Source organism: Bacteroidota bacterium (assembly GCA_039821555.1).
Classification (GTDB): domain Bacteria; phylum Bacteroidota; class Rhodothermia; order Rhodothermales; family Rubricoccaceae; genus JBCBEX01.
Window position 1 is genome coordinate 126,787 of the sequence record JBCBNX010000002.1, and the last position, 25,210, is coordinate 151,996.

Annotated in this window: 16 protein-coding genes; 7 read left to right on the plus strand and 9 right to left on the minus strand. The window is 68.9% G+C overall.

The features are described from left to right. Positions 1–6: 6 nt before the first annotated feature. The 6 genes from AAFU51_03240 (at position 7) to AAFU51_03265 (ending at position 7,937) form a co-directional block, all read left to right on the plus strand. Complete coding sequence (locus AAFU51_03240) at positions 7–735, plus strand: hypothetical protein (protein MEO1570261.1); 729 nt, start codon at positions 7–9, stop codon at positions 733–735. Between the two features lie 144 nt (positions 736–879). Continuing rightward, a complete protein-coding gene (locus AAFU51_03245; protein ID MEO1570262.1) occupies positions 880–1,587 on the plus strand; it encodes an energy transducer TonB in 708 nt (235 codons plus the stop codon). A gap of 100 nt (positions 1,588–1,687) precedes the next feature. Further along, the gene (locus AAFU51_03250; GenBank protein MEO1570263.1) at positions 1,688–2,188 is read left to right on the plus strand and encodes a hypothetical protein; all 501 of its coding nucleotides are present in this window, start codon (positions 1,688–1,690) and stop codon (positions 2,186–2,188) included. Between the two features lie 232 nt (positions 2,189–2,420). Next, positions 2,421–5,627 (plus strand): ATP-binding protein, encoded by a 3,207-nt coding sequence (locus AAFU51_03255; protein MEO1570264.1) that lies wholly within the window; start codon positions 2,421–2,423, stop codon positions 5,625–5,627. 95 nt (positions 5,628–5,722) lie between these two features. Next, complete coding sequence (locus AAFU51_03260; protein MEO1570265.1) at positions 5,723–6,235, plus strand: DinB family protein; 513 nt, start codon at positions 5,723–5,725, stop codon at positions 6,233–6,235. Positions 6,236–6,299: 64 nt separating this feature from the next. After that, on the plus strand, positions 6,300–7,937 hold the full coding sequence (locus AAFU51_03265; GenBank protein ID MEO1570266.1) for a hypothetical protein: 1,638 nt from the start codon (positions 6,300–6,302) through the stop codon (positions 7,935–7,937). An 83-nt stretch (positions 7,938–8,020) separates the two neighbouring features. Here the strand turns inward: AAFU51_03265 and AAFU51_03270 are convergent, their stop codons facing one another. The 6 genes from AAFU51_03270 to AAFU51_03295 all read right to left on the minus strand — a co-directional run bounded on the left by AAFU51_03270 (position 8,021) and on the right by AAFU51_03295 (position 20,030). Beyond that, positions 8,021–8,971: a Rossmann-like and DUF2520 domain-containing protein gene (locus tag AAFU51_03270; protein MEO1570267.1), complete on the minus strand. Its 951-nt coding sequence runs from the start codon at positions 8,969–8,971 to the stop codon at positions 8,021–8,023. Positions 8,972–9,267: 296 nt separating this feature from the next. Further along, positions 9,268–10,050, minus strand: coding sequence for an AmmeMemoRadiSam system protein B (gene amrB / locus AAFU51_03275; GenBank protein MEO1570268.1), 783 nt, complete (start codon positions 10,048–10,050; stop codon positions 9,268–9,270). 259 nt (positions 10,051–10,309) lie between these two features. After that, positions 10,310–13,444: a M36 family metallopeptidase gene (locus AAFU51_03280; GenBank protein MEO1570269.1), complete on the minus strand. Its 3,135-nt coding sequence runs from the start codon at positions 13,442–13,444 to the stop codon at positions 10,310–10,312. Between the two features lie 798 nt (positions 13,445–14,242). Further along, positions 14,243–16,807: a S8 family peptidase gene (locus AAFU51_03285; protein ID MEO1570270.1), complete on the minus strand. Its 2,565-nt coding sequence runs from the start codon at positions 16,805–16,807 to the stop codon at positions 14,243–14,245. Between the two features lie 177 nt (positions 16,808–16,984). Beyond that, positions 16,985–18,019: a tRNA glutamyl-Q(34) synthetase GluQRS gene (gene gluQRS, locus AAFU51_03290; protein MEO1570271.1), complete on the minus strand. Its 1,035-nt coding sequence runs from the start codon at positions 18,017–18,019 to the stop codon at positions 16,985–16,987. A gap of 145 nt (positions 18,020–18,164) precedes the next feature. Beyond that, positions 18,165–20,030 carry a T9SS type A sorting domain-containing protein gene (locus tag AAFU51_03295; protein MEO1570272.1) on the minus strand — a complete coding sequence of 622 codons (1,866 nt, stop codon included), beginning with the start codon at positions 20,028–20,030 and terminating at the stop codon, positions 18,165–18,167. A gap of 197 nt (positions 20,031–20,227) precedes the next feature. Here AAFU51_03295 and AAFU51_03300 point away from each other — a divergent pair, with 197 nt between their 5' ends. After that, positions 20,228–22,630: an FtsX-like permease family protein gene (locus AAFU51_03300; protein MEO1570273.1), complete on the plus strand. Its 2,403-nt coding sequence runs from the start codon at positions 20,228–20,230 to the stop codon at positions 22,628–22,630. Positions 22,631–22,727: 97 nt separating this feature from the next. Here AAFU51_03300 and AAFU51_03305 read toward each other — a convergent pair whose 3' ends face one another. From AAFU51_03305 to AAFU51_03315, 3 genes are read right to left on the minus strand one after another with little or no spacing between them, the layout of a single operon-like run. Further along, positions 22,728–23,420, minus strand: coding sequence for an NAD(P)H-binding protein (locus AAFU51_03305; protein MEO1570274.1), 693 nt, complete (start codon positions 23,418–23,420; stop codon positions 22,728–22,730). Beyond that, the gene (locus AAFU51_03310) at positions 23,417–24,082 is read right to left on the minus strand and encodes a hypothetical protein (GenBank protein MEO1570275.1); all 666 of its coding nucleotides are present in this window, start codon (positions 24,080–24,082) and stop codon (positions 23,417–23,419) included. Before AAFU51_03310 ends, AAFU51_03305 begins: the two co-directional genes overlap by 4 nt. 3 nt (positions 24,083–24,085) lie before the next feature. Continuing rightward, positions 24,086–25,072, minus strand: coding sequence for a tyrosine-type recombinase/integrase (locus AAFU51_03315; GenBank protein MEO1570276.1), 987 nt, complete (start codon positions 25,070–25,072; stop codon positions 24,086–24,088). Positions 25,073–25,210: the final 138 nt, after the last annotated feature.

Here is a 25,210-nt window from a genome sequence, read left to right on the forward strand (position 1 = left end):
AGACCCATGAACCGACTGCTTTCTCTCGCACTCGTGCTCCTGCTCGCGGTACCCGCGTTCGCGCAAGACGCCGATTCCACGATGACGGACCGCAAGGGCGTCAATGGCAAGGCCGAGTCGATGGCCGCGATGACGAGCCCGCAGGCGCTCGCCGTGCAGCTTGCGCAGTATGGCCGCGCCACCGACGACGCGCAGGCGCTCGCGACCGCCGCCCAGTTGCTCCTCGACCACCCCGCCGCCCCGCTCGACGGCGAGGTCGATACAGAGACGATGACGGAGACGATGGACGACGGTGGCCCGGTGGGCGACAAGGCCGACGACAGCGTGTCCGACTTCACGGCTGTGGCGCTCCTCGCCGAAGCCGCGGCCCTCGCCGAAGCCGACTCGCCGCTTGCAGGCTTGATCGAAGATTTGCAGGCCCAGGCCGCACAGCCCGTGCCCTATGGCCGCGTCGGCGGCTCGCTGCTCGGCGTCTACCGCGTCTCCGCCTACGGCACCAACACGCACTACCTCTCCTTCCGCGGCGGCCAGCGCGCCACCATCGCCATCACCGGCGACCACGACTCCGACCTCGACTTCTACCTCTACGACGAGAACGGCAACCTCGTCGCCTCGGACACGGACTACACCGACGTCGGCTACTTCTCCTTCCGCCCGCTCTGGACGGGCCCCTTCCGGCTCCGCGTCCGCAACCTCGGCAACGTCTACAACGAGTACGTCCTCTCGACGAACTAGATGAGGCGTGAGACAACGCTCTGCACGGGCTATCCGGCAGGATTTCGCACGCGCTCCGTCCGACTAGACGGGGCGCGTGGTACGTTTCTGAGCCAACCCACCGCCTGCGCTTCACCGACCGCGCTCCACCGACTGCCTACCGCCATGCGCTTCGCTGCTTCGTTCGTGCTCGCTGCGTCCCTCGTCGTCCTCGCCGCCTGCGGGGGCACCGGAGGGGACCCGCTCACGCCCCCGGAGGGCTGGACCTCCAACGGCGCCGACGCCGCGCTCGCCGCGTGGTGGCACGCGGACGTCGACACTGCGGTCGCCTTCCGCGACCTCTCGACGCTGGAGACGATGGGCGTCGACGAGGGCGAGGGCCTCGTCGCGCAGGTCAAGCGCGGCCGCCTCGACGGTGCGGAGGAGGCCGACCCCGACGGCGGGCTGATCGGGCTCTTCCGCAACAACCCCGAAGCCATGGACTCGGTCTTCAACGCGGTCGCCGTGCCGCTCATCCAGCAGGAGAACGCGAGCAGCGTCGAGGACGTGCGCAGCCTCCGCACCGACGTCTACTACCGCGTGTCGCGTGAGTATCGCAAGTCGGGCCCGCTCGGCGACATCGACCCGAGCCTCGTCATCTACCCGGACAGCCTCCGCCAGAACCGCGTGGAGGGCCGCGTGACGATGCAGGTGCACGTCAACCGCCAGGGCCAAGCCGTCGCGGCGAAGGTGCTGGAGCCCGCACACCCGACCCTCGACCGCCTCGCGCTCAACGTGGCTGCCAACCGGCGCTACAATCCCGCCACGGCCGGCCAGGACTCCGTGGCCTCGTGGCTGCGCATCTCGATCCCGTACTACGTGCCGGGCGGCTGAACCTGAGCGTCCAGCCCGACACCTGAGCCTGGCTGGCGCGGGCTTTGCGGGACACCGCCGTGTTCACTCACGAACCGATGCCCCGGTGTCCTCCTTCGCCTTGTCTGCTGACGCGACCGACCGCCTCCGCCTCTGGGGGCCGACGGCCCTCTTCGCCCTCGCGGCCGTCTACGTCCTCGCCACCTGGGGGTCGTACATCCGCATTGTGGACGACTTCAACCTGATCGTGCACGAGGCTGGGCACTGGTTCTTCGGCTTCTTCGGCGACTTCGTGACGGCGCTCGGTGGCTCGCTGATGCAGCTCATCTTGCCGGCGATCTTTGTCTGGTCGGCGCTTCGCTACGACAGCCGGCTCGGCACGCAGGTGTCGCTGCTATGGTTTGGACAGAGCGCCGTCAGCGTCTCCGTCTACGCCGCCGACGCCCAGGAACGCGCGCTGCCGCTCATCGGGGGGCTGGGCGAGACGGCGCACGACTGGTGGTGGATCCTGCTCAAGCTCGGCTGGCTCCAGCACGACGACCTCGTGGCGGCAGGCTTCGTCGCCCTAGCCGTGAGCGCGTTCGTGTTGATGGTGCTCACCCCGCGCTGGATGCCGCACTGAAGGCACACAGGAGACCGTTGCATTCGAGGCACGATTCTCGCCAGGGGGTTCTTGGTTGCCGCAAGACTCGTGTGGGACGCCATAGGGGCCTTGTGCGACCGGCTTGCCCCACGCCTGCGTGTTAAAACGACTACTCCTGCTTACCCTTGGTATGACCTGCGCCTGGATTGGTGCGGGAGAGAGCGTTGCGCAACCGTCTGCGGACGACCTGCACACCGTTGGGCGGTATCCCTTGCGCTACTACGCGCCTGCCGAGCACGGCCTCGCCCGGAGCAACAGCCACGTCACTCAGACGCCTGACGGGCTGATCTACGTCGCCAACGCGAGGGGCGTCTTGGTCTACGACGGCCACAGCTGGACCCCCATCGAAGACCCGCTGCTCACGGGGGTGCAGGCGCTCTCGTACGGCTTCGACAACCTCCTCTATGTCGCCGCGGAGGGCCACCCGGGCTACCTCGCCCCCGACGAGGGGGGGCAGCTCCGGTTTCATTCCCTAGCCGAGCACCTGCCCGCTAGCTACCGGGCTCTCTCGACGCTCTGGGACGTGTCCGCGACGGCGCACGGCGTTTACTTCACCGCGCACGAGGGCTGGCTCCTGCGATGGGACGGGCAGGCGCTTCAGATTATCGAAGAGGGCGGACCCTTCTTCTACCACACCGTCATCGACGGGCGGGTCTACGCATCCGATCTGGACGGCCGCGTGCTCGAAATAGCACCGACGGGTACGGTCGAGGTGCTCTACGAAACAGGAGGAGCTGTGATCGAAATCGTCCCAGACGGGACTGACGGGCTGACCGTGCTGGGGCGAGACGACGGGCTTCTGCGCTGCAGGCAGGAGGCGGGCAACCTCTGCGAGGCCTGGCCGACGGAGGTGGACCCCTGGATTGCCGAGGGCAAGCTCTATGCAGGCCTGCGCCTCGCCGACGGCACGCTGGCGCTCGGCTTCGACGGCGAGGGCGTGGTGCTCCTGGACAACGACGGGCAGGTCCTGCGCCACCTCGACGTGGAGGCGGGCCTCCTCAACACCGAGGTCATGGAGCTCAACCAGACCGCCGACGGCGCGCTCTGGATCTCGCTCTTCGGCGGCATCGCGCGGGTCGACGTGTCCCGGCAACGCACCCACTTCGCCCGCTCCGAGGGGATCGAGTCAGCCGTGAACGAAGTCTACCGCTACGACGGACAACTCTACGCCGCGACTGAAGTCGGCTTCGCCGTGCTGGACGAGGGAGCGCGCCCGGCCCGGTTTGTCCCGGTCCGCACCGCGTCGCGGCACGTCGAGTGCGCGCAGTTCATAGAGATCGGCGGCGTGCTCATGGGCGTGTGCAACTCGGCTCTGCTCCGCCTCGACCGGCAGGCCGCGACCGTTGCCTGGGCACCGCATGGCGGCACGAGGGTGGGCACCGGGATGGTGCGCTCGCCACGCAATCCGAGCCGGCTCTACGTGTCTGGCGAGTCCACGCTCTACGAGTTGGAGGTCGCCGAGCGAGGCGCGGTCACCTTGGTCGACTCGCTCGTCACCGACCATGTGCTGTTCGGCCTCGACCTCGCTCCGCAGGCTGCGGGTGGCTCTGAGGTCGTGCTCTGGGGCAGCACCACCAACCAGCGCGCGGTCGTTGTCTCGATCTCCGAGGACTCGGCGCTGCGCGACGCCCGCGTGTGGCCCGCCCTCCAGCACGACGAGCTCGGCATCCACAGCCGCCTCGTGCAGACGGAGAGCGGCTTGCACGTCGTCGGACGCACCGCGACCTACCAGGCCCGACTCACAGAGGGCGGCCCCCAGCTCGTCCCCGACCCGACGGTGCAGGTTTGGTCGGGCGAGGTGGACGTGCCCGCGTTCCTTGCGGACGGCCCCGACGGAGCCCGGTGGTTCACGGGCGCCGACAACGCGCTCTACGTCGCCCACCCGAAGGGCTCGGGGGGGTACGAGCCAGCCAAACGCATGCTCGTGCCGGAAACGGCGCGCACCCTCGACGGCCTCGTCTTCGATGAGGACGGGACGGGCTGGTTGGCTACCGAGACGGGCGTCGTACGCCTCGCCCCCGCCCTGACGCGCCCGCCGCCGCCGGCCCTTCGTCTGCGGCGCGTGACGACCCTCGCCCCCGACTCGGTCATGGCCGATGGCTTCGGCCAAGCGCTGCAGCGGAGTCACACCCTGCTCGTAGGCCACAACGCCTTGCGCTTCAGCTTCGCCGCGCTGGCCTACGAGCAGCCATCGGGCTCCACCTACCGCGTGCGCCTCGACGGCCTCGCGCCGCGCTGGTCCGACTGGACCCCGGAATCCCAGAAGGACTACACCAACCTCGACCCCGGCGCCTACACCTTTCGCGTCCAGGCCCGCGACGGCTATGGCCAACTCACCGACGAGGTGACCTTCGGCTTCCGCGTCCTCCCTGCCTGGTACCAGACCTGGTGGGCATCGCTGCTCTGGGCGTGCCTCGCCGTGGCCAGCGTCGTCGTGGTAACTGCTAGCTACAACCGGCGGCGCTCGCGCCGAATGCATGCTCGCTACGCTTTGCTGGAGACCGCCGTGGCGGAGCGCACCGCAGAGCTCCGCCAGCAGAAGCAAGAGGCCGAGCGCCAGCTCAGGGCGCTACAAGAGGCCAACGACGAGCTCCACCAGCTCAACCACACACTTGAGGGCCGCACGGTCGAACTGCGCGACGCGCTGGAGCAGAACAAGGAGTTCCTCGGCATTGCCGCCCACGACCTCAAGAACCCGCTGGGTGGCATCGCTGGCCTGGCAGACCTCCTCCTCGAAGGGCGGGAGACGATGAGCGTTGTCGAGCAGGCCGAGAGCCTAGCCACCATCCGCTCAGAGGCACTGCGGGCCGCCGACCTCATCACCGACCTGCTCGACGATGCGCGGCGCGAGTCAGACGACGGGATCCGCTTGCGAACCCGGAAGACAAACCTGTCTGAAGTAGCTCGAAGCGTGGTGCGCTGGAATCGGGCGCAGGCCACGCAGAAGCGCATCGCGTTGGAGGTCGCCTTCCCGGACCGGCTCACGGCTCGCGTGGACGTGTCGGCCGTGCAACGAGCGATGGACAACCTGGTGTCGAACGCGGTCAAGTACAGCCCCCGCGGGCGGTGCGTGTGGATCTCGCTGATCGTCGAATCGACGCCCTCGGAGGGCGACGGCCAGCGCGTGACGTGGGCGCGGTTCGCGGTGGCGGATCAGGGGCCGGGGCTCACGGAGGACGACAAGGCCAAGGTGTTCGGCAAGCTAGAGCGGCTCAGCGCCCAACCCACCGGCGGCGAGCACTCGACCGGCCTCGGGCTCTACATCGCCAAGGGCCTCGTGGAAGCCCACGGCGGCACGGTGGGCGTGCATAGCGAGCCCGGCGCGGGCGCGACGTTCTGGTTCCGCCTCCCGCTGGAGCCGCAGCAAGGCCGCCCGACCGTTCCAGACGCGATGGTTTCGGCACCGGCAACGCCCTGACAGCGCGCTTAGACTCGGCCTCGGCTCTCACCCTGGCAACCGGGGCGGGCGGCGTAGGTTGTGCCGCCCGGTTGTGCCACCCCGTCCTCCCCCTCGTGCCTCGCCCTTCGACTGCGCCCACCACTCCCGATGCGCGCCTCCGCGCCGAACTCGTCGCGGTCCTGCGCGGCGGGCACGCGCACGTCGCCACGACCGATGCGCTCGCGGCAGTCCCGCTCGACCGCATCAATGACCGAATCGACGGCGTGGCGCACTCGCTGTGGGACCTGCTGGAGCACCTCCGCATCGCACAGGCCGACATCCTCGACTTCACTCGCGTGCGCGGCGGCCCGGCCTACGTCGAGCGCGCCTGGCCTGACGACTTTTGGCCCGAGGCACCTGGCACGCCCACCTCGTGGCACGCTGCCCTCGACGCGTTCTTCTCGGACCTCGACGCCTGCGTGGCGCTTGCCGAAGACCCGAGCGTAGACCTCTTCGCGTCGTTCGAGCACGCGCCCGGCTACACAGTCCTGCGAGAGTTGCTCCTCGTGGCCGACCACAACGCGCACCACCTCGGCCAAGTCATCACGCTGCGGCGTCACCTGGGCTGCTGGCCGCCGGACGCTTAGACGCAGCGTAGATTCTGCCGCGCCGCGCTGCTCCGTTCGTTTCTCCCTGCTCGTCTCCCGTCCTGTGGCTCCGTTTGACCTGATCGACCCCGAGCCCCCCGGCACGCTTGGGAGCGCGCCGAAGCGCAACGCCTACGTGGAGCTGCACAACATGGTCGCCGCGGCAACGAGCGTCTACGAGTTCGGCCCCGCCGACACGATCCGCATCGGGCGCGACCACGACGTGGACTTCCTCGGCGGCGAGTCGGACAGCGGAGGCGACTTCGCGACGGAACGGGGCAAGATCTACGCCGACTTCCTCCGCCACCGCATCGCCGACGGCGACCTCACGCCTGCGGAGCGCGCCGACGCCGCGTACCTCGCCCGGACGCTCTTCCTCGAACGCGCGGCGCTCAAGCGCATCCACGCGCGCGTCTTCGGCCACACCGTCGCGCAGGTCATCTCCGACGACTGCCTCGACGCGGACGAGCAGTTGCTCCTCTTCACGCTCCAGCACACGCTCGGCCTCGACCCCGACGACGCGAAGGCGTCCTACGAGCGCGCCGCCCGCGAGCGGCTCCTCCAGCGCATCGCCCACGCGCTCTGCGACGGCGAACTCGACCCCGACGAGGCCGCGGAAATCCGTGCCATGGAGACCAACCTCGGCGTGACCGTCCCGGAGCGGGTCGCGGCCATGCTCGCCACCGCCGCCGAACGCCACGAACTCGTCCACGGCGCGCTACGCCCCATCGAGGAACCACCCCGCGTGCCGCTCCGCACGGGCGAGGAGGTCTACTGGACGGGCGTCGGGCACTGGATCGAAACGCCCAAACCACTCGGCGCGCGGGCCAGTAGCGTACCGTTTCTACGCCGTTCGTCCCTCCAGCGCTTCCTCAGCAGGCTGCGCGGACGCACTAGCAGCGCCGCCGGGCGCCTCGTGCTCACCAGCGAGCGCCTCCTGCTATCTCGCCATCGCGGCCAGAGCGACACGCGCACCGTCGTCCTCCAGAACGTGGCCGGCGTGACCCACGACGACGGGTTTGTGCTGCTCGTCCGCGACGGCAAGGTCGACTGGCTGCTCCGCCTCAACGGGGAAGCCTCCGTGTTTGCGACGATCGTCCGGCGGATGCTCTCCGAGCGAGACGCGCAGGGCGCCGCCAAGACCGAGCGCAGCGTGCGACGTCGCCAGAAACGCCGGTCGAAGCGCGAGCGATCCGTTTCGGCAGACGTGCAGGCGCGGCTTCGCGAGCACGAGGCGTATGCTGAACAGGTGCGCACGCGCATCGCCGAGCGAGAGCAGCAGGCGAGCCCGTCGCTCGGCAGCCTCCCTCGCTACCGCGGCCCCCTCCTCTTCCAGCCCGACCGCGACGAGACGGTCTATTTCTCCGCCACCGCCCGCTGGCACGCCGACGAGGCCGTGCGTCGCGCCGTCGCTTCCAACCCCCGCGTGCCCGGCGACACCATCGACCAGCAGCGCGCCATCCTTGACCGCCAGCACGACGCACGCGGCGAGGGCACGCTCTACCTCACCAACAAGCGCCTGCTCCTCATCGACCCACGCCGCGACACGGTGCTCTTTCCGGTACCCACGATCTCGGGCGCCATCGTGCGCAACGACAGCGTCGAGGTCGAGCGCCACGGCGCAATGGGCCGGGTGATCGTGCTCGACAACCGCATGGAGCTTGCCACGCTGCTCCGTCGCCTGGTCTGGGAGGCGACGTGAGAAGGTGTGAACGTATGGATGTTTGAACGTGTGAAGGTGACCTACGTCCACACCTTCATACCTGCATACGTCCACATACGATGTCAGCCGTCCGTGCCGGTGCGGCGCGGCGTGGCGGGGCGCGGGACGTTCACGAGGCGCTGCATCAGCCCGAGCACGTCCTCGGCGGCCTCGGGGTCGAGGGCACCGCTGCGGACGGCCAGGCGCGTCGTCTCGACGGTGAGCGCCGAGTAGACCGGGATCAGGTGCGGGAGGTGCTGCCGGAGCGCGAGAGCGTGGCGACGCAGCGTGTCGAGGTCGCCGCGCACGACGGGCCCGGTGAGCGCGTCCTCCGGCGTTGAGGCCGCGAGGTTGGCGAGCGTACCCTGCACGAGCGGCTCGATGACGGCGAAGCTGTCCGCGCGGTCGATGTCGAGCGAGAGGAGCGTCTCCTGGACGAGGCCCATCAGCGTGACGAAGAAGTTCGACGCCATCGACGCCGCGAGATGGTAGCGCGCCTTGGCCTCGGCGGAGAGCACGAGGTAGCGCATGCCGAGGCCCACAGCCAGTTCGATGCCCGCCGCAACCGCCTTGGCCTGGCCTTCGAGGCCGACGTAGATATCGTCGAGCGCAGCAGGATCACTCTGGCGGGTGATCGTCTGGAGCGGGTGGAAGCTGAGCACGTCCGCGCCGAGGTCGGCGAGCGGGTCGAGGACGGAGGCCGGGAGCGCGCCGGAGACGTGAGCTACGACGGTGCCCTGCCAGTCGTGACGCACCCGCGCGAGGTCGTCGGCGACGCGCGGCAGCTCGTCGTCGGGTACGCAGACCAGGAGGAAGCGCGTGGTGTCGGGTAGGTCGCGGAGGCTGTCCGAGGCGCGGGCGGCCTCGACCTCCCGCGCGAGCGCGTCGGCGCCGGAGCGCGTGCGGCTCAGGACGGCGCGGATCGGGTAGCCGTGCGCCCGCAGCCGGAGCGCGAGCACACGCCCTACGGCCCCTGCGCCGACGACGGTGACGCCGGGCCGGGCCTCCTTAAAAACTGAGGCATAGACCGCCATGGAGGGGGTGAGTAGTGGGCGGGTTTATGAGCCTCGGAGAGTACGCACGCCGCTCCTTCCGATGCCATGAAAAGTGCCACGATGTGCGTGGGTTTGCGCAACCCTCGACGCCCGCTCCCTGTCCCTACCCGAGCTAACAGCCGCTAGCTCCAACGCGCTTGGTGTTCGCGCTCGGCTCATCAGGCTGAAGCATGCCGGCTTGGACGAGCGAGCGTCTGGATACGCACGATGCACCTGTGCGCGCTCGACTCCGCCGAGCGTTGAGCCAGACCTCGACTATACTCCTCGATGGGACGTCAGTCGCGCCAGAGCGCGCAGGCGAAGGCGCCAATCTCGGTGTCGGTGGGCGGGTCGTAACGCAGCACCTCGGCTCGGCTCGCGCCCCGGTGCAGCGCCGCGATGATCGCCACGATCACGGCGCCCATGCCTTCGATCGCCAGCCGCTCCCCGCCGAGCAGGTGCATCAGCTCCGTCTCGTCAAACGCGCGCAGCGCCTCGGCAAACTCCTCGAACGCGGAGTCGTCCACGCGCAGCACGTCGGCCGTGGCGATGAGGAGGGCCTGCTGCCCGTACATCACCTCGCCGATGGCGACGCCGAGTTCGCGGCAGAACGCGGGCGTCTCCTCACCCATCACGATCGGCACGATGTCGAAGGCGCGATTCGGGAAGAGCACCTGGAGGAACGGCAGTTGCGCGCCGACGCCCTCGGTGTGGTAGTGCCCGGCGTCGTCGAGGAAGATGTCGTCGTCCTCGTCGCAAAACTCGTGGCGGAGGCGGTCGTTGACGGGCACGCCGCCGAGCGGGCTGTGGTACGTGTCGGCGCGGCAGATCGAGAGCCGCCCGAACTCGCCCTCGTGGCTCGGCGAGATGAAGATGACTGTGTTGAGGTCCTGGTGCTTGAGCAACCGGTACGCTTCGGCGGCGGCGGCGGCGCCCGTCAGTCGGTTGGAGTCCGGGACGATGAGCGCGAAAAGTTGCCCCTCCGTGGGCGTCGCGATAGCCTGGTCCAGGGCGTCGGTGACCTGCTTGCGCAGTTGCGCGGGCTGCGTGGCGTAGACCGCGCGGCGAGGAAGCGTCATGATTCGGATACGTCGAGGGAGAGGACGACTCCGCCATCGTGCGGAGCCGGACGATTACGCAGTTTACGAAAAGCGCTTTCGAGATGGCCAAGGGTGCACTTGACCGTGGCTGTCGACGAACCGCACGAGTGCTCTTGGCCCCGCTGCATGCCCCCCAGGCCATGTCGCGTGCTTCCCCGGCTCATAGCGTACCTCAAAGCTGCGCCCCGCCTAGCCGAAGCCAGACGGGGCGCATCAATCCAGACGAGAGGCCCGCGTGCTACCGAGCCACCACCACCCGGCGTGTCTCCGCACGCCCGTCGGCGCTCAAACGCACCACGTACACCCCGCTCGGCAGACCGCTCGCCTCGAACGTCGCCACGTGGTACCCCGCCTCCACGACGCCGTCCACCAACCGCGCCACTTCGCGGCCCGTCACGTCGTAGACGGCAAGCTGCACCGGCATCGCCATCGGCACCCCGTAGCGCACCGTCGTCGTGGTCCCGAACGGGTTCGGGTAGCTGCCCGCCAGCACCACCGCCTCCGGGAGCGCCGCGCTGCTCGCCGACGGGGCGAACTGCGCGCTGTTCTCCGAGTCGATGAAGAGTGTGCCCTCGTTGCCCTCCACGTCGGTCGCGATGACCGTGCCCGAGCCCGGCTGGCTGCGGTTCGAGAGCCGCACATCGAAGCCGACGCTTGAAGCGCCTGGGGAGAAGTTGTCCACGTCGAGGACGAGGTTGACGGCGTCGCTGCCGAGCACGACCGAGGCGATGCCGGAGCCGGAGTCGGAGGCGGTGCCGTCGAAGCGGTTGCCGCGGATGGAGCCGGTGACGCTCGGGGGCGTGGTGTCGTCGCCGCCGCCGGTACCGGGCGGGTCGCAGCCGTCGGAGCAGACCCAGAGGTCGGCGGTGTTGCCCGCCACGTCGGTCGCGACGACATAGCCCTTGCCCTGGTCGCGGCTGTTGACGAGCGTGATGTCGAAGTTCACGCTACTCGTGCCTGTTGCGAAGCCGTCCACGTCGAGGTCGAGGTTGGTGGCGTCGCGCAGCGTGACGGAGGCGATGCCCGAGCCGCTGTCCGAGGCGGTGCCCTCGTACTTGCTGCCTCGGATCGAGCCGGAGAGCGCGGGCGGCGTGGTGTCTTCTACGCCACCGCCGTCGGAGACGGCTACGGCCTGCGAGGCCTCGTCGGTCGCGCCGCCGTTGTCCGTGACGGTCAGCGTGACGGTGTAGGTGCCGTCCGCCGCGTAGGTGTGGCGCGGGTTGGTCGCCGACGCGGTCGCGCCGTCGCCGAAGTCCCACGAGCGGCCCGTGATACTGCCATCGGCGTCGGAGCTGGTGTCAGTGAAGTCGCAGGTCAGCCCATCGCAGTCGGCGGCGAAGCCCGCCACTGGATCAACGTTGCCGCCGCCCGGTGGGAGGTCGAACGCCTCGCGGTTGTCGGTCACGCTCGACGAGGTGCCCTGGACGGCCGAGAAGCCGAGGCCGCGCCGCGCAAAGGCTGCCCAGATGAGGTCCTTGTGCACGCCGCCGTAGAGCGCGTCGTCTGCCGCGAGGATGGCGTCGCGGCCGTCCACGAAGCCGGGGTTGCATCGCTGGAGCTTCATGCCCTCGGTGACGAGGTTGAGCGCGATCTGGTTGCCGGCGGTACCGTCGGCATCGTAGAAGTCCTCGCTGAAGCCGAACTGGTCGATGAGGTCCCAGGTCATGTCCCAGAGCATCGTCGCCCAGACGAAGCCGACGCCGTGCGGGACGGAGAGCGAGCAGAAGAGGAAGCACGCGTCGCGCGTGTCGCCGTAGGTGAAGTCGTTGACGGCGAAGCTGGTGTTGTAGGGCGCGGGGCGGATGCCGTCGCCCGTGATCGGCTCGCCGATGGAGTAGGTGCCGATGCCGCGGTTGGTCGTGCGCGTGTCACCGGGGCGCATCGTGAACATGGCGGCGTAGTAGTCGCTCCAGCCCTCGCCCATGCGCTCGTTGCCGTTGAGGCAGCCGACGTTGTTCGGGCCGCCGGTGAGGCGGTTGGAGAGGCCGTGGACGTACTCGTGGATGACGATGCCCGCGTCGAGGTCGCCGTCGCGGCGGGGGTTGGTGTCCTGCCAAAGGAACATCTGCATGCGCGGCTCGCTGCCGTCGGACGGCGTGAACATGTTGGCGTTGTTGATGCCGCCGCCGTCCTGCGCCTCGGCGCGCACGGCGTCACCGCCCTGGCCGCCGTTGCCATAGCTGTTGGCCTGGAAGTTGCCACTCACCTCGTCGAAGCCGTAGCGGTAGAGGAGGTCGTGGGTAACGTTGTTCCAGTAGAAGAGGTTGGTGACCGCCGCGTCCTGGTAGTTGACCGGGTCCTGGGTGAGGCTGATCGGATAGTCGAAGTCGAGGCTGGCGCCGCCGTCCGGTTCGCTGCCGGGGTCCGGCACGTTGGCGCTGCCGTCGCGGTCGAGGTAGGCGTGGACGTTGTTGCCACGCGTGATCGTGAACTCGGGGCCGGTCGCTCCATTGGTGTCGTGCCAGCCGAAGGGCGAGGCGATGGCGTCAGCGGGGTTCGTGGCGATGGAGCGGTTGCCGTGGTTAGGGCTTTCGAGCGGCAGCGCGTAGACGTTGTAGCTGCTGCCGTCGTTGACGCCCATCGGCGCGGGCGCACTTGTCACGGAGGGCGCGGTCGCGCTCAGCAGGCTCGGCGCGGGGGCCGAGGCCAGCGGCGCAAGCGAGGGCGCACGGCCCGTCGAGGGGAGCCCGGCGTGCTCGTCCACAGTGAGGTCGTCGCGGCGGACTTCGGCGCCCGTCGCGGCGTCGACGTAGATGTGGTAGAGGCGACCCGCCGAGCGGGGCGCGAGCTCAACGCGCCAGGCAAGCTGGTAGGCCGCGTCGCCGCCGGACCGTACGAACTCGGGCTGCACGAAGACGAGGCGGCTGAGGATGCGCGTCAGCACGGCGTCGGTCTGGGCGAACGTCGTCGCGCGGCCGGCGCCCATCGCCTGGGCGAGCTTCCGGAGGCGCGGGCTGTCCACGCCGAGGTGGCTCGCGGCCCGGCGCACCGATTCGGGCGCGTCGAGGCGGAGGCGTACGGCGGGCGTCTTCGCAGCGAGGTCGCGCGTGAGCGTCCCGGCACGGCTCACGACCGCGCCGCTGCGGTCGACGGCCACCGTCAACTCGGTGCCCAGCACTTCGATCCCGCCCACGGCCTGCCGGACGTAGACGTAGGTGAGGCCGCTGCGGCGGCTCGGGACGGCGTCCGTAACTACGAGGTCGGCCACGTCACCATCGGTGACCCCGAGCGAAGCCGCCTGCTGGGCCACGTGCCGCAGGGCAACGTCTACGGCTGCGTCGACCGCGTCAGCGGAGGCGGGCGACTGGGCCGAAGCGGGGGCGGAGAACGGCAGCGCTAGACACAGCGCGGCCAAGCATGCAAGAAGGCGCATCGAGTAAGGGGATCGAGAGAGCCACGGGCGAGCAGGACGAGCGGCGACACCGGGGACCTCCCGCCCGCACGGGTTTTGGTGGGGGAATCGCCGCTAGCAAAGCGCGTAGAGATACGGTCCAGCTAGGCGTATCGCAAATCTATCCTTCAACTTCTTTGGTGCGAACGATGTGCACAGGAGGCCGCCCCTCTACCGCCATGCCTGCTCAATGCCAGGAAGCGGCCGTCCATTGCCTCCTGGAACCTGACGCGCAGCCATATAGACGTGTAGGTTGGCGCAGACCTGACAAACCAACGAGTTATCTGCCTCGGGTTAGACAAGCGCATCGGAGGTAGCGAGAGCGTTCCAGAATACCGAACGGAATGGAATGCTTAAGCCACTCAGAAGATTAGCTGATATCATACAGGTATTCAGGCTCCTTCGTCCCAACTCATCACAGACCCACATCGCCATGCGACGCTTTATCAGCGCAACTCTTCTCGTGTTTGGCATCCTCGGAGCCTCGGCCTTTGCCTTCCAGGGAGAGATTGAGGCTCGCATCCATGCACACTACTTTTGCCAAGCCAACGGCGGCGTTGACTCTATAGACCAAACGGACACGGAACGCGTCGTGGAGTGTGAGTCTGGAGACGGATTTAGGACTCCGCTTGAATAGTCTGGGAGGACCCCAACATCCTCTGAAGAGACCTCCCATTAGCCGGAGTCATCCAATGAAACGCCCCGTCCAGCCGAAGCCGAACGGGGCGCAGGAATTGAACCTCAGGAATTGAACCTAAGGATTGAGCGGGGAGTCTTGAGCTAGTGCGCGAGCACCACCCGGCGTGTCTCCGCACGCCCGTCGGCGCTCAAACGCACCACGTACACCCCGCTCGGCAGACCGCTCGCCTCGAACGTCGCCACGTGGTACCCCGCCTCCACGACGCCGTCCACCAACCGCGCCACTTCGCGGCCCGTCACGTCGTAGACGGCAAGCTGCACCGGCATCGCCATCGGCACCCCGTAGCGCACCGTCGTCGTGGTCCCGAACGGGTTCGGGTAGCTGCCCGCCAGCACCACCGCCTCCGGGAGCGCCGCGCTGCTCGCCGACGGGGCGAACTGCGCGCTGTTCTCCGAGTCGATGAAGAGTGTGCCCTCGTTGCCCTCCACGTCGGTCGCGATGACCGTGCCCGAGCCCGGCTGGCTGCGGTTCGAGAGCCGCACATCGAAGCCGACGCTTGAAGCGCCTGGGGAGAAGTTGTCCACGTCGAGGACGAGGTTGACGGCGTCGCTGCCGAGCACGACCGAGGCGATGCCGGAGCCGGAGTCGGAGGCGGTGCCGTCGAAGCGGTTGCCGCGGATGGAGCCGGTGACGCTCGGGGGCGTGGTGTCGTCGCCGCCGCCGGTACCGGGCGGGTCGCAGCCGTCGGAGCAGACCCAGAGGTCGGCGGTGTTGCCCGCCACGTCGGTCGCGACGACATAGCCCTTGCCTTGCTGGCCGCGATCCTGAAGCGTGACCGTGAAGTCCACGCTGCCTGCGCCCGAGGCGAAGCCGTCCACGTCGAGGTCGAGGTTGGTCGCCTCGGAGAGCTCGATGGCGGCGATGCCCGACCCGGAGTCGGAGGCCGAGCCCTCGTACTGCGAGCCACGGATCGAGCCGGAGAGCGCAGGCGGGGTCGTGTCGTCGCCCCCACCGCTGCCGGTCCCCGTCAGGCTGATAGCCCGATCCGAGCCGTTGCCCGCCACGTCGGTCGCGGCGACGGTGCCGTTGCCGTCGAGCGTTGGGTCGATGAGCGCGAGTGCGAAGCCGACGGTGGCGTCGCCCGAGGAGAACGGATCGACGGTCAGCGCGACGTTGACGGAGCCCGGTTCGAGCGACACCGAGGCGACGCCCGAATCGGCCGCGCCGTTGTCGGCGACCGTGCCGTTGAAGGCCGTCCCCGTCGTGGAGCCAGCGATGACCGGCGCGGCGGTGTCGACCGGCGGGCCACCGCCATCGAGGGCGTCGAGGGCGGCGTCCACCTGGATGCGCGGCTTCGTGAGCCCGTTGCGGCTGTCGCGGATCGGCACGCCCGTGTTGGCAAGCGCGTTGAAGACCTCGTCGACGGTGGCGTCGGGCTTCTTGCCCTTCAGCAGGGCCCAGGCACCCGCCACGTGCGGCGCCGACATCGAGGTGCCCGAGTAGTTCGAGTAGCCGCCGTCCGGGATCGACGATTCGATCCAGCGGCCCGGCGCGAGCAGGTCGAGGAAGGTGTCGCTGTTGGAGAAGCTGGACACCACGTCGGTTCCCGTGCCCAGCGAGCCGTCGTCGGTCGAGCCGACCGTGATGGCCGTCGAGATGCAGCCGGGCGCGCCGATGCCGTTGCTGTTGCCGCCGTTGCCTGAGGAGATCACCGTGGCGATGCCCGCGCTGCGCAGGTTGTCGATGATGGGCTTGGTCGGGTCGCTGTCGCAGGGGACGGTGCTGGTCCCGCCGCCGAGGCTCATGTTGGCCGCGGCCACGTTACGCTCGGTGCGCTGCGCGTAGACGAACTCGAGGCCGCTGATGATGTCCGAGGTGTAGGCGCCCACGCACGGCGAGGGGCTGGGGAAGCACGAGGAGAAGCCCTCGAACTGGGTGAAGACCTGCACCGCAATGACGTCGGCGTCCGGCGCGACGCCGGAGAAGCTGGAGCCGCGCCCCGCCGCGATCCCGGCGACGTGCGTGCCGTGATCACAGCCAGAAGTACCGCGGGGACAGTGGTCGCCTGCACCGGGGCCGGTCTGCGACCGCTGGCCGTTGGGACAGACCGAGGTGCCGCCTGCGCTCGCCGAGTAGCATGCCTCGGCGACGACCTTGCCCTGGAGGAAGGGGTGGGTGCCATCGACGCCCGTGTCGAGCACGGCAACGGCCTGGCCGGCCCCGCGGTAGCCCGAGGACCACGCGGCCGTCGCGCCGACGATTTGGGTGCTCTCGGCGAGGTTGAGGCGGACTACCTCGTCTTCCTCGACAAAGCGGACGAGCGGACTCGCAGCGAGGAAGCGGAGGCCCACGTCGGTGACGCTCAGTGCGACTACCGGAACCGTCTCGAAGCGCGTCACACGCTCGACGGCCACCCCGTTGGCGGCGAGGGTGCGGAGCACCTGGTCGCGCCGCTCGGCGAGGCGGGCACGCTGACGCCGGACGTCGGCATCGAGCAGGCGGCCTTCGGGAAGAAACGCGACGTCGAGCCGCACGAGCACCGGGACGACACCGCGCTCCTGGGCGATGGCGGCGAGGCGGTCGAACTCGGGCACGACCTGTTGGAGTTGCGCAGCGCTGACACGCGGAGCTTGCGCATGGAGAGGCGGTGTCAGCGTGCCGAGCAGGAGCGCCAGCACGGCGAGGACACACAGACGATGGGGCATAGAGCTACCTAGATGGAAGGAGGAGGGAGCGCAGCGCGTGTACGCCATGACGAAGGAGTCCCGCGGGTATGAAGCGGGTGTGCGGAGTCCGAGGGTAACGATACCTCGGACCAAAGTCCACTATCGGGGTAAACACTATGTCGCCCGGTGCTCTACCCTGCCGCACGGGGCCCTTTCTCAGGCACCCAGTCGGGCCGAGAACGCCTCGGGGAGCCGCCAGTCGTCCCGACGTATTCGTGTCCATGCGAAGCCATCCACCAATGCCCTCGGCGTGAGCGGCGCGTCCGTCTCCGCCAGCCCCAGCGACTGCGCCAGCGCCCCGACGAGGCGCTCTGAGTCGACACCCGCGCCGCGGAGGCTCGCCAGCGTGAGCGCCTCGTCGCGCTTGGAGAGCTTCCCGCCGTCTGCGTTCACCACGATGGGGGCGTGGGCGTAGGTCGGTACCGTGCCGCCGAGTGCCCGGACGAGTTGGATCTGCCGCCCCGTCGAGTCGAGCAGATCGGCGCCGCGCACGACCTCCGTGACGCCCATCGCGATATCGTCCACCACGACGGCCAGTTGGTAGGCGTAGATGCCGTCCCGGCGCTTGAGCACGAAGTCGCCCGTCTCGGCCGCTACGTCCTGCGTGAGCGGTCCCTGGACGCGGTCGTGAAACGGGACGGGCGCGTCGTCCACGCGGAAGCGGAGCGCCGAGGCCACGTCGCGCGGGGTCGGCGGGTCGGAGCGGTAGCGAGCGTACCAGTCCGGCGCGAGGTCAGCCGGGCGCAGCACCTTCGGGTAGGCGGGCATCCCCACTCCGGCGTGCGGCGCGGAGGCGAGTTGGAGGAGGTCCTTGCGCGAGCGGTCGCACGGGAAGAGGCTTCCCGCGGCAGCGAGGCGGTCGAGGGCGGCCTCGTAGCGGTCAAAGCGATCAGACTGCGCGTAGGGGCCGGCATCGCCCTTGGCTGCGAAGCCCATGCCATCGGCCGTGGCAAGCGCGGGACCCTCGTCCCAGTCGAGGCCCAGCCAGGCGAGGTCGCGCATCTGTTCGGCCGCGATACCCGGCACCACCCGCGGCCCGTCGAGGTCTTCGAGGCGCCACACGAACGCCCCCCCCTGGCTCCGCGCCGAGAGCCACGCCACGAGCGCCGTCCGCGCGCTGCCGACGTGCAGCAAGCCGGTCGGCGAGGGGGCAAAGCGACCTCGGACTTCGGGGTTGGGGACCGCGCTCATCCGCACCCCCTGTCCTGCGTCGTCTCCGCGCTGCGCGCTCCGCTCCTCGGACTGTCCCCCTCGAAGTCGAGGGGGACAGTTTTTGGTGATGGGGGAGCGCAGCGACCGTCACCAAAAACGGGGGGAGCCGACCTAGCTTCAATCCTCATCGCACCACCGAAAGCCGCTGCGTCGTGCGCTGGCCGTCCACCTCGGCGACGAGCACGTAGACGCCCGCGCTGGCGCGGTTCGGCGTCCACGACAACGCATGCGTCCCCACAGCAAGCGAACCGTCGTGCAACGTCGCCACGCGACGGCCGAGCACGTCGTAGACGCTCACCCGTGTCTCCGCTACGGTAGGCACCGTGAGACGCACCGTGGCGACCTGGGCAACCGGATTCGGAAACACCTCGACGGCAAGGTTCGCCGTTTCCGGCGCGGCCTCGGTACTAACGGCGCGGCGGCGGTCGTCGAGTTGGGCGAGGTAGAGCGAGCGGGGCTCCAGCGTTCCGGCGCGGTTGGTGCCCTCCTCATAGCACGCGGCTCCGGCATAGGGCACCGACGGGCCGTCGTGGATCACGAACGCGGCGCGCGTGCCGATGCTGTAGTTCTGCGCCGTCGGCGGCTGCTGGCAGAGCAGCCAGCCCGCGCCGAGGTCCACGTTCCACGCGACCGAGTGCGCCGCCGACCAGCCATGCGCCTCGCCGAAATCGCCGCGGTTGCCGATCCAGAGGAGGCGGCTGTCGATGATCGGCGCGGAAAGCTCGCGGTGGTTGTCGTAGAGGATGCCCATGCTCCAGCGGCGGTGCGGCTCGCTGGCGAAGAGCGCGCCCTCGGAGCGGTTGTCGAGGAAGACGTTGCCGGAGGTGAGCGCGCCGCCGACGGTGGCGTAGTGGTGCCGCCCGTTGCTGGCGTAGTTGTCGCGCACGAGGACGTGCTGCGAGGCTACGTCGAGGTTGAAGCCATACATCCGCTCGCCCGCGATCTGCGCGAGCGGGTCGAGCGCCTGGCTGTCAGTGATCGTCGCGCGCGTGGTCGTCCGCGTCCGGATCGCTGAGCCGCCGTAGCCCTTCACCGCTACGTCGCGCACCCAGGCGTCCTCGACTGTCACGAGGTTGACCCCGATCCACGCGTGGTCCTCGATGGCGTCGCCCGGCTGGATGTCGATGCGGAGGTGCTCGACGCCGACCTGCGTCACGAGGTTGTTGCGGTTGTGCACGTAGACGTACGACTCGCTGCGGCGGCGGTCGAGCGTGTAGAACACCGGCACGTCCACCGTCACGCGGTTGCCGTCGAGGGCCGTGACGACGCGGTTGAAGACGATGTCGTCGTCGCCGGGCGTCCAGGCTGGATCGAGGTCCACCCCGCCGCCGTCGATGGCGTCGAGCCAGGTCTGCGTGCTCGGGTGGACGAGGATCAGGTTATCGCCCACCGAGAGCGCCGAGGCGTCGGCGACGGTGAAGCTGCGCGCCCCGGCGGGGATGCGCTCGGACGTGACGGCCGTGCGGGAGCCGCTTACCTCGCCGCCCCAGAGCGTGTTGCGCCGCGCGCCCACACGGAGGAAGATGCGCTGCGCGGGCTCGTTGCCGGTGACGCGCAGGATGGAGGCCGCCGCGGGGTCGTCGCCGCTGCCTGCGCCGCGAAGCACCACACCGCTATGCTGGAGCCAGAGCTGCCCGGCGATGTCGTAGGTGCCGGCCGCCAGTTCCACCGCGCCCCGGAAGCCCTCTCCATTCAGAGGCCGCGCCCCGGCCTCGTCCATCGCTGCCTGGATGCGCGCGGTGTCGTCGCCCGGCCCTGGTGCTACGGTCACGACGGTCGGCACGTCGGGCAGCGGGACGAGGCCGCCGCGGTAGCCTGCGTGGCTGAAGTCGGGCAGGAGGAAGCCGTCGGGGTCCGGCGCGTAGGTCAGACGCCCGTCGGCGTCGGGCGCGGCGAGTGGGGACGACCAGGGCTGCGCGAGCACGGGCGCCGCGACTAGCATGCAGAAGAGGAGCGGCACAGCACAGCAGAGCAGACGTCGGAAGAGCATCGGGAAACGCGGGTGAGGAACGCGAGAGGGCGCGACGTGTGCGGTGGGCAACATACACCCATGCTGTCGCCTAGCAGGGCGAAACGCACGTCGTCAAGGCCAAAACGTAGGGGCAACTTCCAGGCCAGGCGTCCCGTAGGGCGGTTCTCGTCCGTCGCTCGTCGTCCTGCTGTCGCTTCCCGTCGTCTCGCCGCGCTATGCTCTCGCACTACCTCAAGACCAGCCTCCGCGCCTTCCGCCGCACCAAGACGCACACGCTGGTCAACCTGCTCGGCCTCACGCTCGGGCTGCTCTGCGCGACGCTCATCTTCCAGAAGCTTCGCTACGAGGCCAGCTTCGACCAGCACCACCCGAACGCCGAGCAGACCTTCCGCGTCGTCCACGAGAGCACCGAGTTCGGCAACACGAGTCATCAGCGCGGCATCGCCTATCCGTTCGCCGCGACGTTCCGCGAGGAGATGCCCGAGGCCGACCTCGTGGTCCTCATCGACCGCAACTTCGGGCGGCCCGTGATTGCCGTCGAGCAGGAGGACGGGGAGGTGGCCCGCTTTCGAGAGCGGGGGACCGTAGCCATCGTGGAGCCGGGCTTCTTCGAGCTCTTCGACTACGACTGGCTCGCGGGCGACCGGGCGACCGCCCTCGACGGGCCGTACACGATCGTGCTCTCGGAGACACTCACGGCGAAGTATTTCGGCGACGACGCCGTGCCGACCGATGTGATCGGGCGGGTCGTCACCTTCGACAACGACTTCGAACTGACGGTGACGGGTGTCGTGACCGACCCCATCGAGACGAACTCGCTGCCCATGCACGCGCTCGTCTCGGCCAACCTCGGCGAGGAGCACACGCGCATCAACGACAACTGGGGCAGCGTCTCGTCGGGCGTCCAGACGTACGTGCGGCTCCCTGAGGGCGTCGATCCCGAGACCGTGAACGCCAAGCTCGTCGACTTCGTTGGGCGGCACTACGACGAGGACGACTCCGGTGAGTTGACCTACTTCCTGCAGCCGCTCACGGCGATGCACTTCGACGACCGCTTCGGCAGCGAGAATGGCGGCATCACCACGCCCGGGGAGATGTACACGCTCGGGCTGATCGGCCTCTTGCTGCTGCTCACGGCATGCATCAACTTCGTTAACCTCAACACGACACTCGTTTTCCGGCGGGCGAAGGAAGTGGGCGTCCGCAAGGCGCTCGGCGGCACGCCGCGCGAGATCCGGGGCTACTTCATGACCGAGACCGCGCTCTTGACGGCCATCGCGCTGGTCGTGGCGCTGCTGCTCGCCAACCCCGTCCGCCTCCTCATCAGCGACTTTTTCGGCGAGAGCTTCGCCGTCAACCCGTTCACCGACCCGCTCCTCTTGGCGTTCGTGCTGGGTGCCGGGCTACTCCTCACGCTCGCCTCGGGCCTGTATCCGGCGTGGCTGATGAGCCGCCTGCGCGCGAGCGAGGTGGTCAAGGGGCAGGTCAGCGCGCCGGGGGGCTTCCTCTCGGTGCGGCGCGGCCTCGTGGTGGTGCAGTTCGCCATCTCGCAGGTGCTCATCATCGGCACGCTCGCGGCGGTCTACCAGACGCAGTACCTCCGCTCCGCCCCGCTGGGCTACGACACGAGCGCGGTCGTCGAGTTCGAGATCCCTGACAACACAGTCGACCTCGCCACGCTGGCTACGCGCCTCGAAGCGCACAGCGCCATCGACGAGGTCACGTTCTCGAACTCCGGCGCGACCTCCGGCAGCACCTGGGCGGGCAACTTCCACTACGAGAAGGACACCACGCGCATCGAGAACAACGCGCAGATCAAGCTTGTCGAGGAGGACTACCTCCGGACCTACCGTATGCCCCTCGTGGCGGGCCGCGACTTCGTCCGGGGCGACAGCAGCAGCTTCATCATCAACGAGGCGCTGGCCGAGCTGATGGGCTACGAGAACCCCGCCGACGCGCTCGACACGCCGATCGACATGTGGAACTGGGAGGGCGTGGTGACGGGCGTCGTCCGTGACTTCAACACCAACTCGCTCCACCAGGAGATCGACCCGACGGTCCTCGTGGTGGCTCCGGACTACGCCTACGTGGGCGCGGCGCGCATCCAGATGAACCAACGCACCGAGGCCCTGGACGTGCTCGAAGCCGCCTGGACTGACACGTTCCCGGCGTTCGTCTACGACTACGGGTTCCTCGACGACAACATCGCCAACTTCTACCAGGGCGAGGAGTCCTTCCAGCGCATCATCAACGCGTTCGCGCTCGTCGCCATCCTGATTGGCTGCATCGGGCTCTTCGGGCTCGTGAGCTACACGACGGCGCGGCGCGCCAAGGAGGTCGGCGTGCGCAAGGTGCTCGGCGCGAGCACGGGGCACATCGTGGCCCGGTTCGCCCGCGAGTTCGTGGTGCTGGTGCTCCTCGGCTTCGCGGTGGCGTCGCCCCTCGCGTTCGTCATGCTGCGCGCCTGGCTCGAAGACTTTGCCTACCGCATCGACCTCGGCCCTGGGCTGTTCGCGCTCGGGCTGGCCGCCTCGCTGACGCTGGCGCTGGTGACGGTGGGCGTGCGCACCTACCGCGCCGCCTCCGCTGACCCGGCGCGCGTGCTCCGCGCCCAGTAGACGTGTGAACGTGTGTAGGTATGAACGTGTGGACGTGCATGCAGGCCGGTACCGCGAGGCAAGGCTAGCAGCCTTGCGTTGCGCACCCGACTGCTGCTCAGTCTCGCACTTCGCGCCGCCAGCCTTCGGCGAGGTCGAACAGCGTACGGCCCTCCGCGACGCGCGTGCCGACGTGGTCCTGGCGTACGGCCTGGATGAGCGCGGCGGCCACCGTCGCGGCGTGGACGGGCTTGACGCGTGCGGGCAACAGCGGACGCACGAGCGCGCCGAGGCCCTGCCCGATGCGCTCGCCCAGCCGAAACTCGCCGCGGCCGCCGAGCAGCAGCGACGGGCGCAGCAGCGTCACGCTCTCGAAGCCGACGTTGCGCAGCAGCGCCTCCGTCTCGCCCTTGGACCGGAGGTAGAACGTGCGCGCGTCCTCGTCGGCCCCGAGCGAACTCACGTAGGCGAAGCGCGTTGCGCCCGCGACTTTCGTCACCCGCGCGAGCGAAACGGGCATATCGCGGTCGATTTCTAGGAAGCGCGCCTGTGAACCGGCCTGCTTGATTGTCGTGCCGAGCGCGCAGAGCACATGGTCCGCGCGGAGGTCGACGGCACGGTCCTCCAGCTTTGCAAAATCGACGAGCACCTGCCGTACGTTCGGGTGCTGGACGAGGAGGCCGAGCCGGTCCGAGCCCGCCAGGTCGCGGCGCGTCGGGACGAGAATGCGGGTGTACTCGGGCGTGCCGAGGAGCATGTCGAGCGCATGCCGACCGACGAGGCCGGACGCACCGGCGAGGAGAATGGTCATAGCGTCACATCGGCTGGTGCTAGCGAGTGCGGTACGTCGGGCATGGTCAGCCCGCCTGTGGACGCGAGCCAATCAGCGACGGCATCGGCGGCACGGGGCACGTCACCGTCGGAGACATCGACCTCAAACACGGGGAGCGAGGAGGCGGCCGCGAGTCTCCGCAGCACCTCTTGGTCGCGGATGAACGGCGCGAGGTCGTCGTACTGCGACGGGTTGCCAGACACCTTCAGCCGCTCCGCCCGGGCCGCCTCGAACGAGTCGGGGTACCGCGTGCAGAGGATGATGCGGAAGTTGAGCGGACGCAGCCGGTCTTCCAGCCAGCCGAAGCCGTAGTGCGCGCCGTGGAGTTGGCGTTGGACGAGTTGCGTCGAGAGATGAAAGCGGTCGATGATCCACGAGTAGAACCGCTGGAGTTCGAAGAGGTGGACCCACGTGCGGTAGGTCTCCATCGCCAAGGCCTCCTCCTCGGGTGCGAAGTTGACGAGCCCGCGCCCCCACGGGTCGTTGGTGAACGCGCACCATTCGCCCGAGACGAGCGGCGAGTGGTATTCGTACTTGCGCGGCCCGACCACGCGCGGGTGCCGGTTGAGTGCGAAGGCGAGGTCCGTCTTGTGCGTCAGCCGTGTGCCTTCGAGGATGAGGTGCGGGCAGAGCTTGGGCATCGGCTAGACGTCGTCCTGCTCCCGCGTGAGGAGCCCCTGCTTCTTGAAGTAGATCATCGTCGTGTCCAGCGTACCGTGGCGCATGCGCTGCTTGACCTCGTGGACGCTCATGCCGTCGTTGAGCCAGATGAGCGCGGCGGTGTGCGTGAGCGAGTGCGGCGTGATGCCGGGCTTCTTGAGGTCGGCGGCCTTGAGGTGCTGATTGATGCGGCTACGGATCGAGCGCGTGTTGAGGCGCTCGCCGTCGGAGCGGTGACCGTGGCTGACGAAGAGCGGGTCGGCAGGGCGGATACGCCCGCGCGCGTCTAGGTAGAGGCGGATCGCGTCCATCACGGGCGGGTCGATGGGGACTTCCTGGTCTTTCTCGGTGTGACCTTTGCCTTGCACGCGGAGGGTCCAGCCCATGAGCGTCTGCTCCAGGTCTTCGAGGTCGGCGCGCACGATCTCAATCTCGGCGAGGCCCGCGTAGAGCATCAGCATCATGATCGTGTGGTCGCGCTTGCCGATGGTGGTGTCCGTCTCGACGTGGTCGAGGAGGTGGCGCACCTGCTCGACGGTGAGCACCTTGCGCGAGTGGTCCGTGGGGCGGCGGTTGCCCTTGACCGCCTTCGCCGGGTTCTCGGCAAGTTCGCCGCGCTCGACGAGGTACTGGCAGAGCCGCCTCAGCGCCGTGAGGTAGGTGGAGACGCTAACCTGGCTCAGGCCGCGCTCTTTCATCAGGTAGGTCTTGTAGCCCTCCACGTCGGCCGTGCGGAAGCGGAAGCGCTCCATAACCGGGCGCTGCTGGAGGACCGCGAAATAGCGCTCGAATTCGTTGAGCGAGCGGCGGTACGTGCCGATGGTCTCCTTGCTCTTGCCCGCGAGGTATTCCGTTACAAAGCCGTCGAGGCGCGCCTCGAGGTCGCCGAGGGAAAGCGCAAGGCCGGGGAGCCCCGTTGAGCCGCCGATGGGAGCGGCGCTACCGATGCGGGCGTCTGGGGAGTCGGGCATGGGAGCAGAGCGAAGTGAGCAACATCAAATCAGGCTACACACGTACCGTCTTGTCATGCTGAACTTGGTTCAGCATCTCCGCGAAGCAACGAAACCCCGCAGTCGTTAGAGATCCTGAATCGAGTTCAGGATGACAAC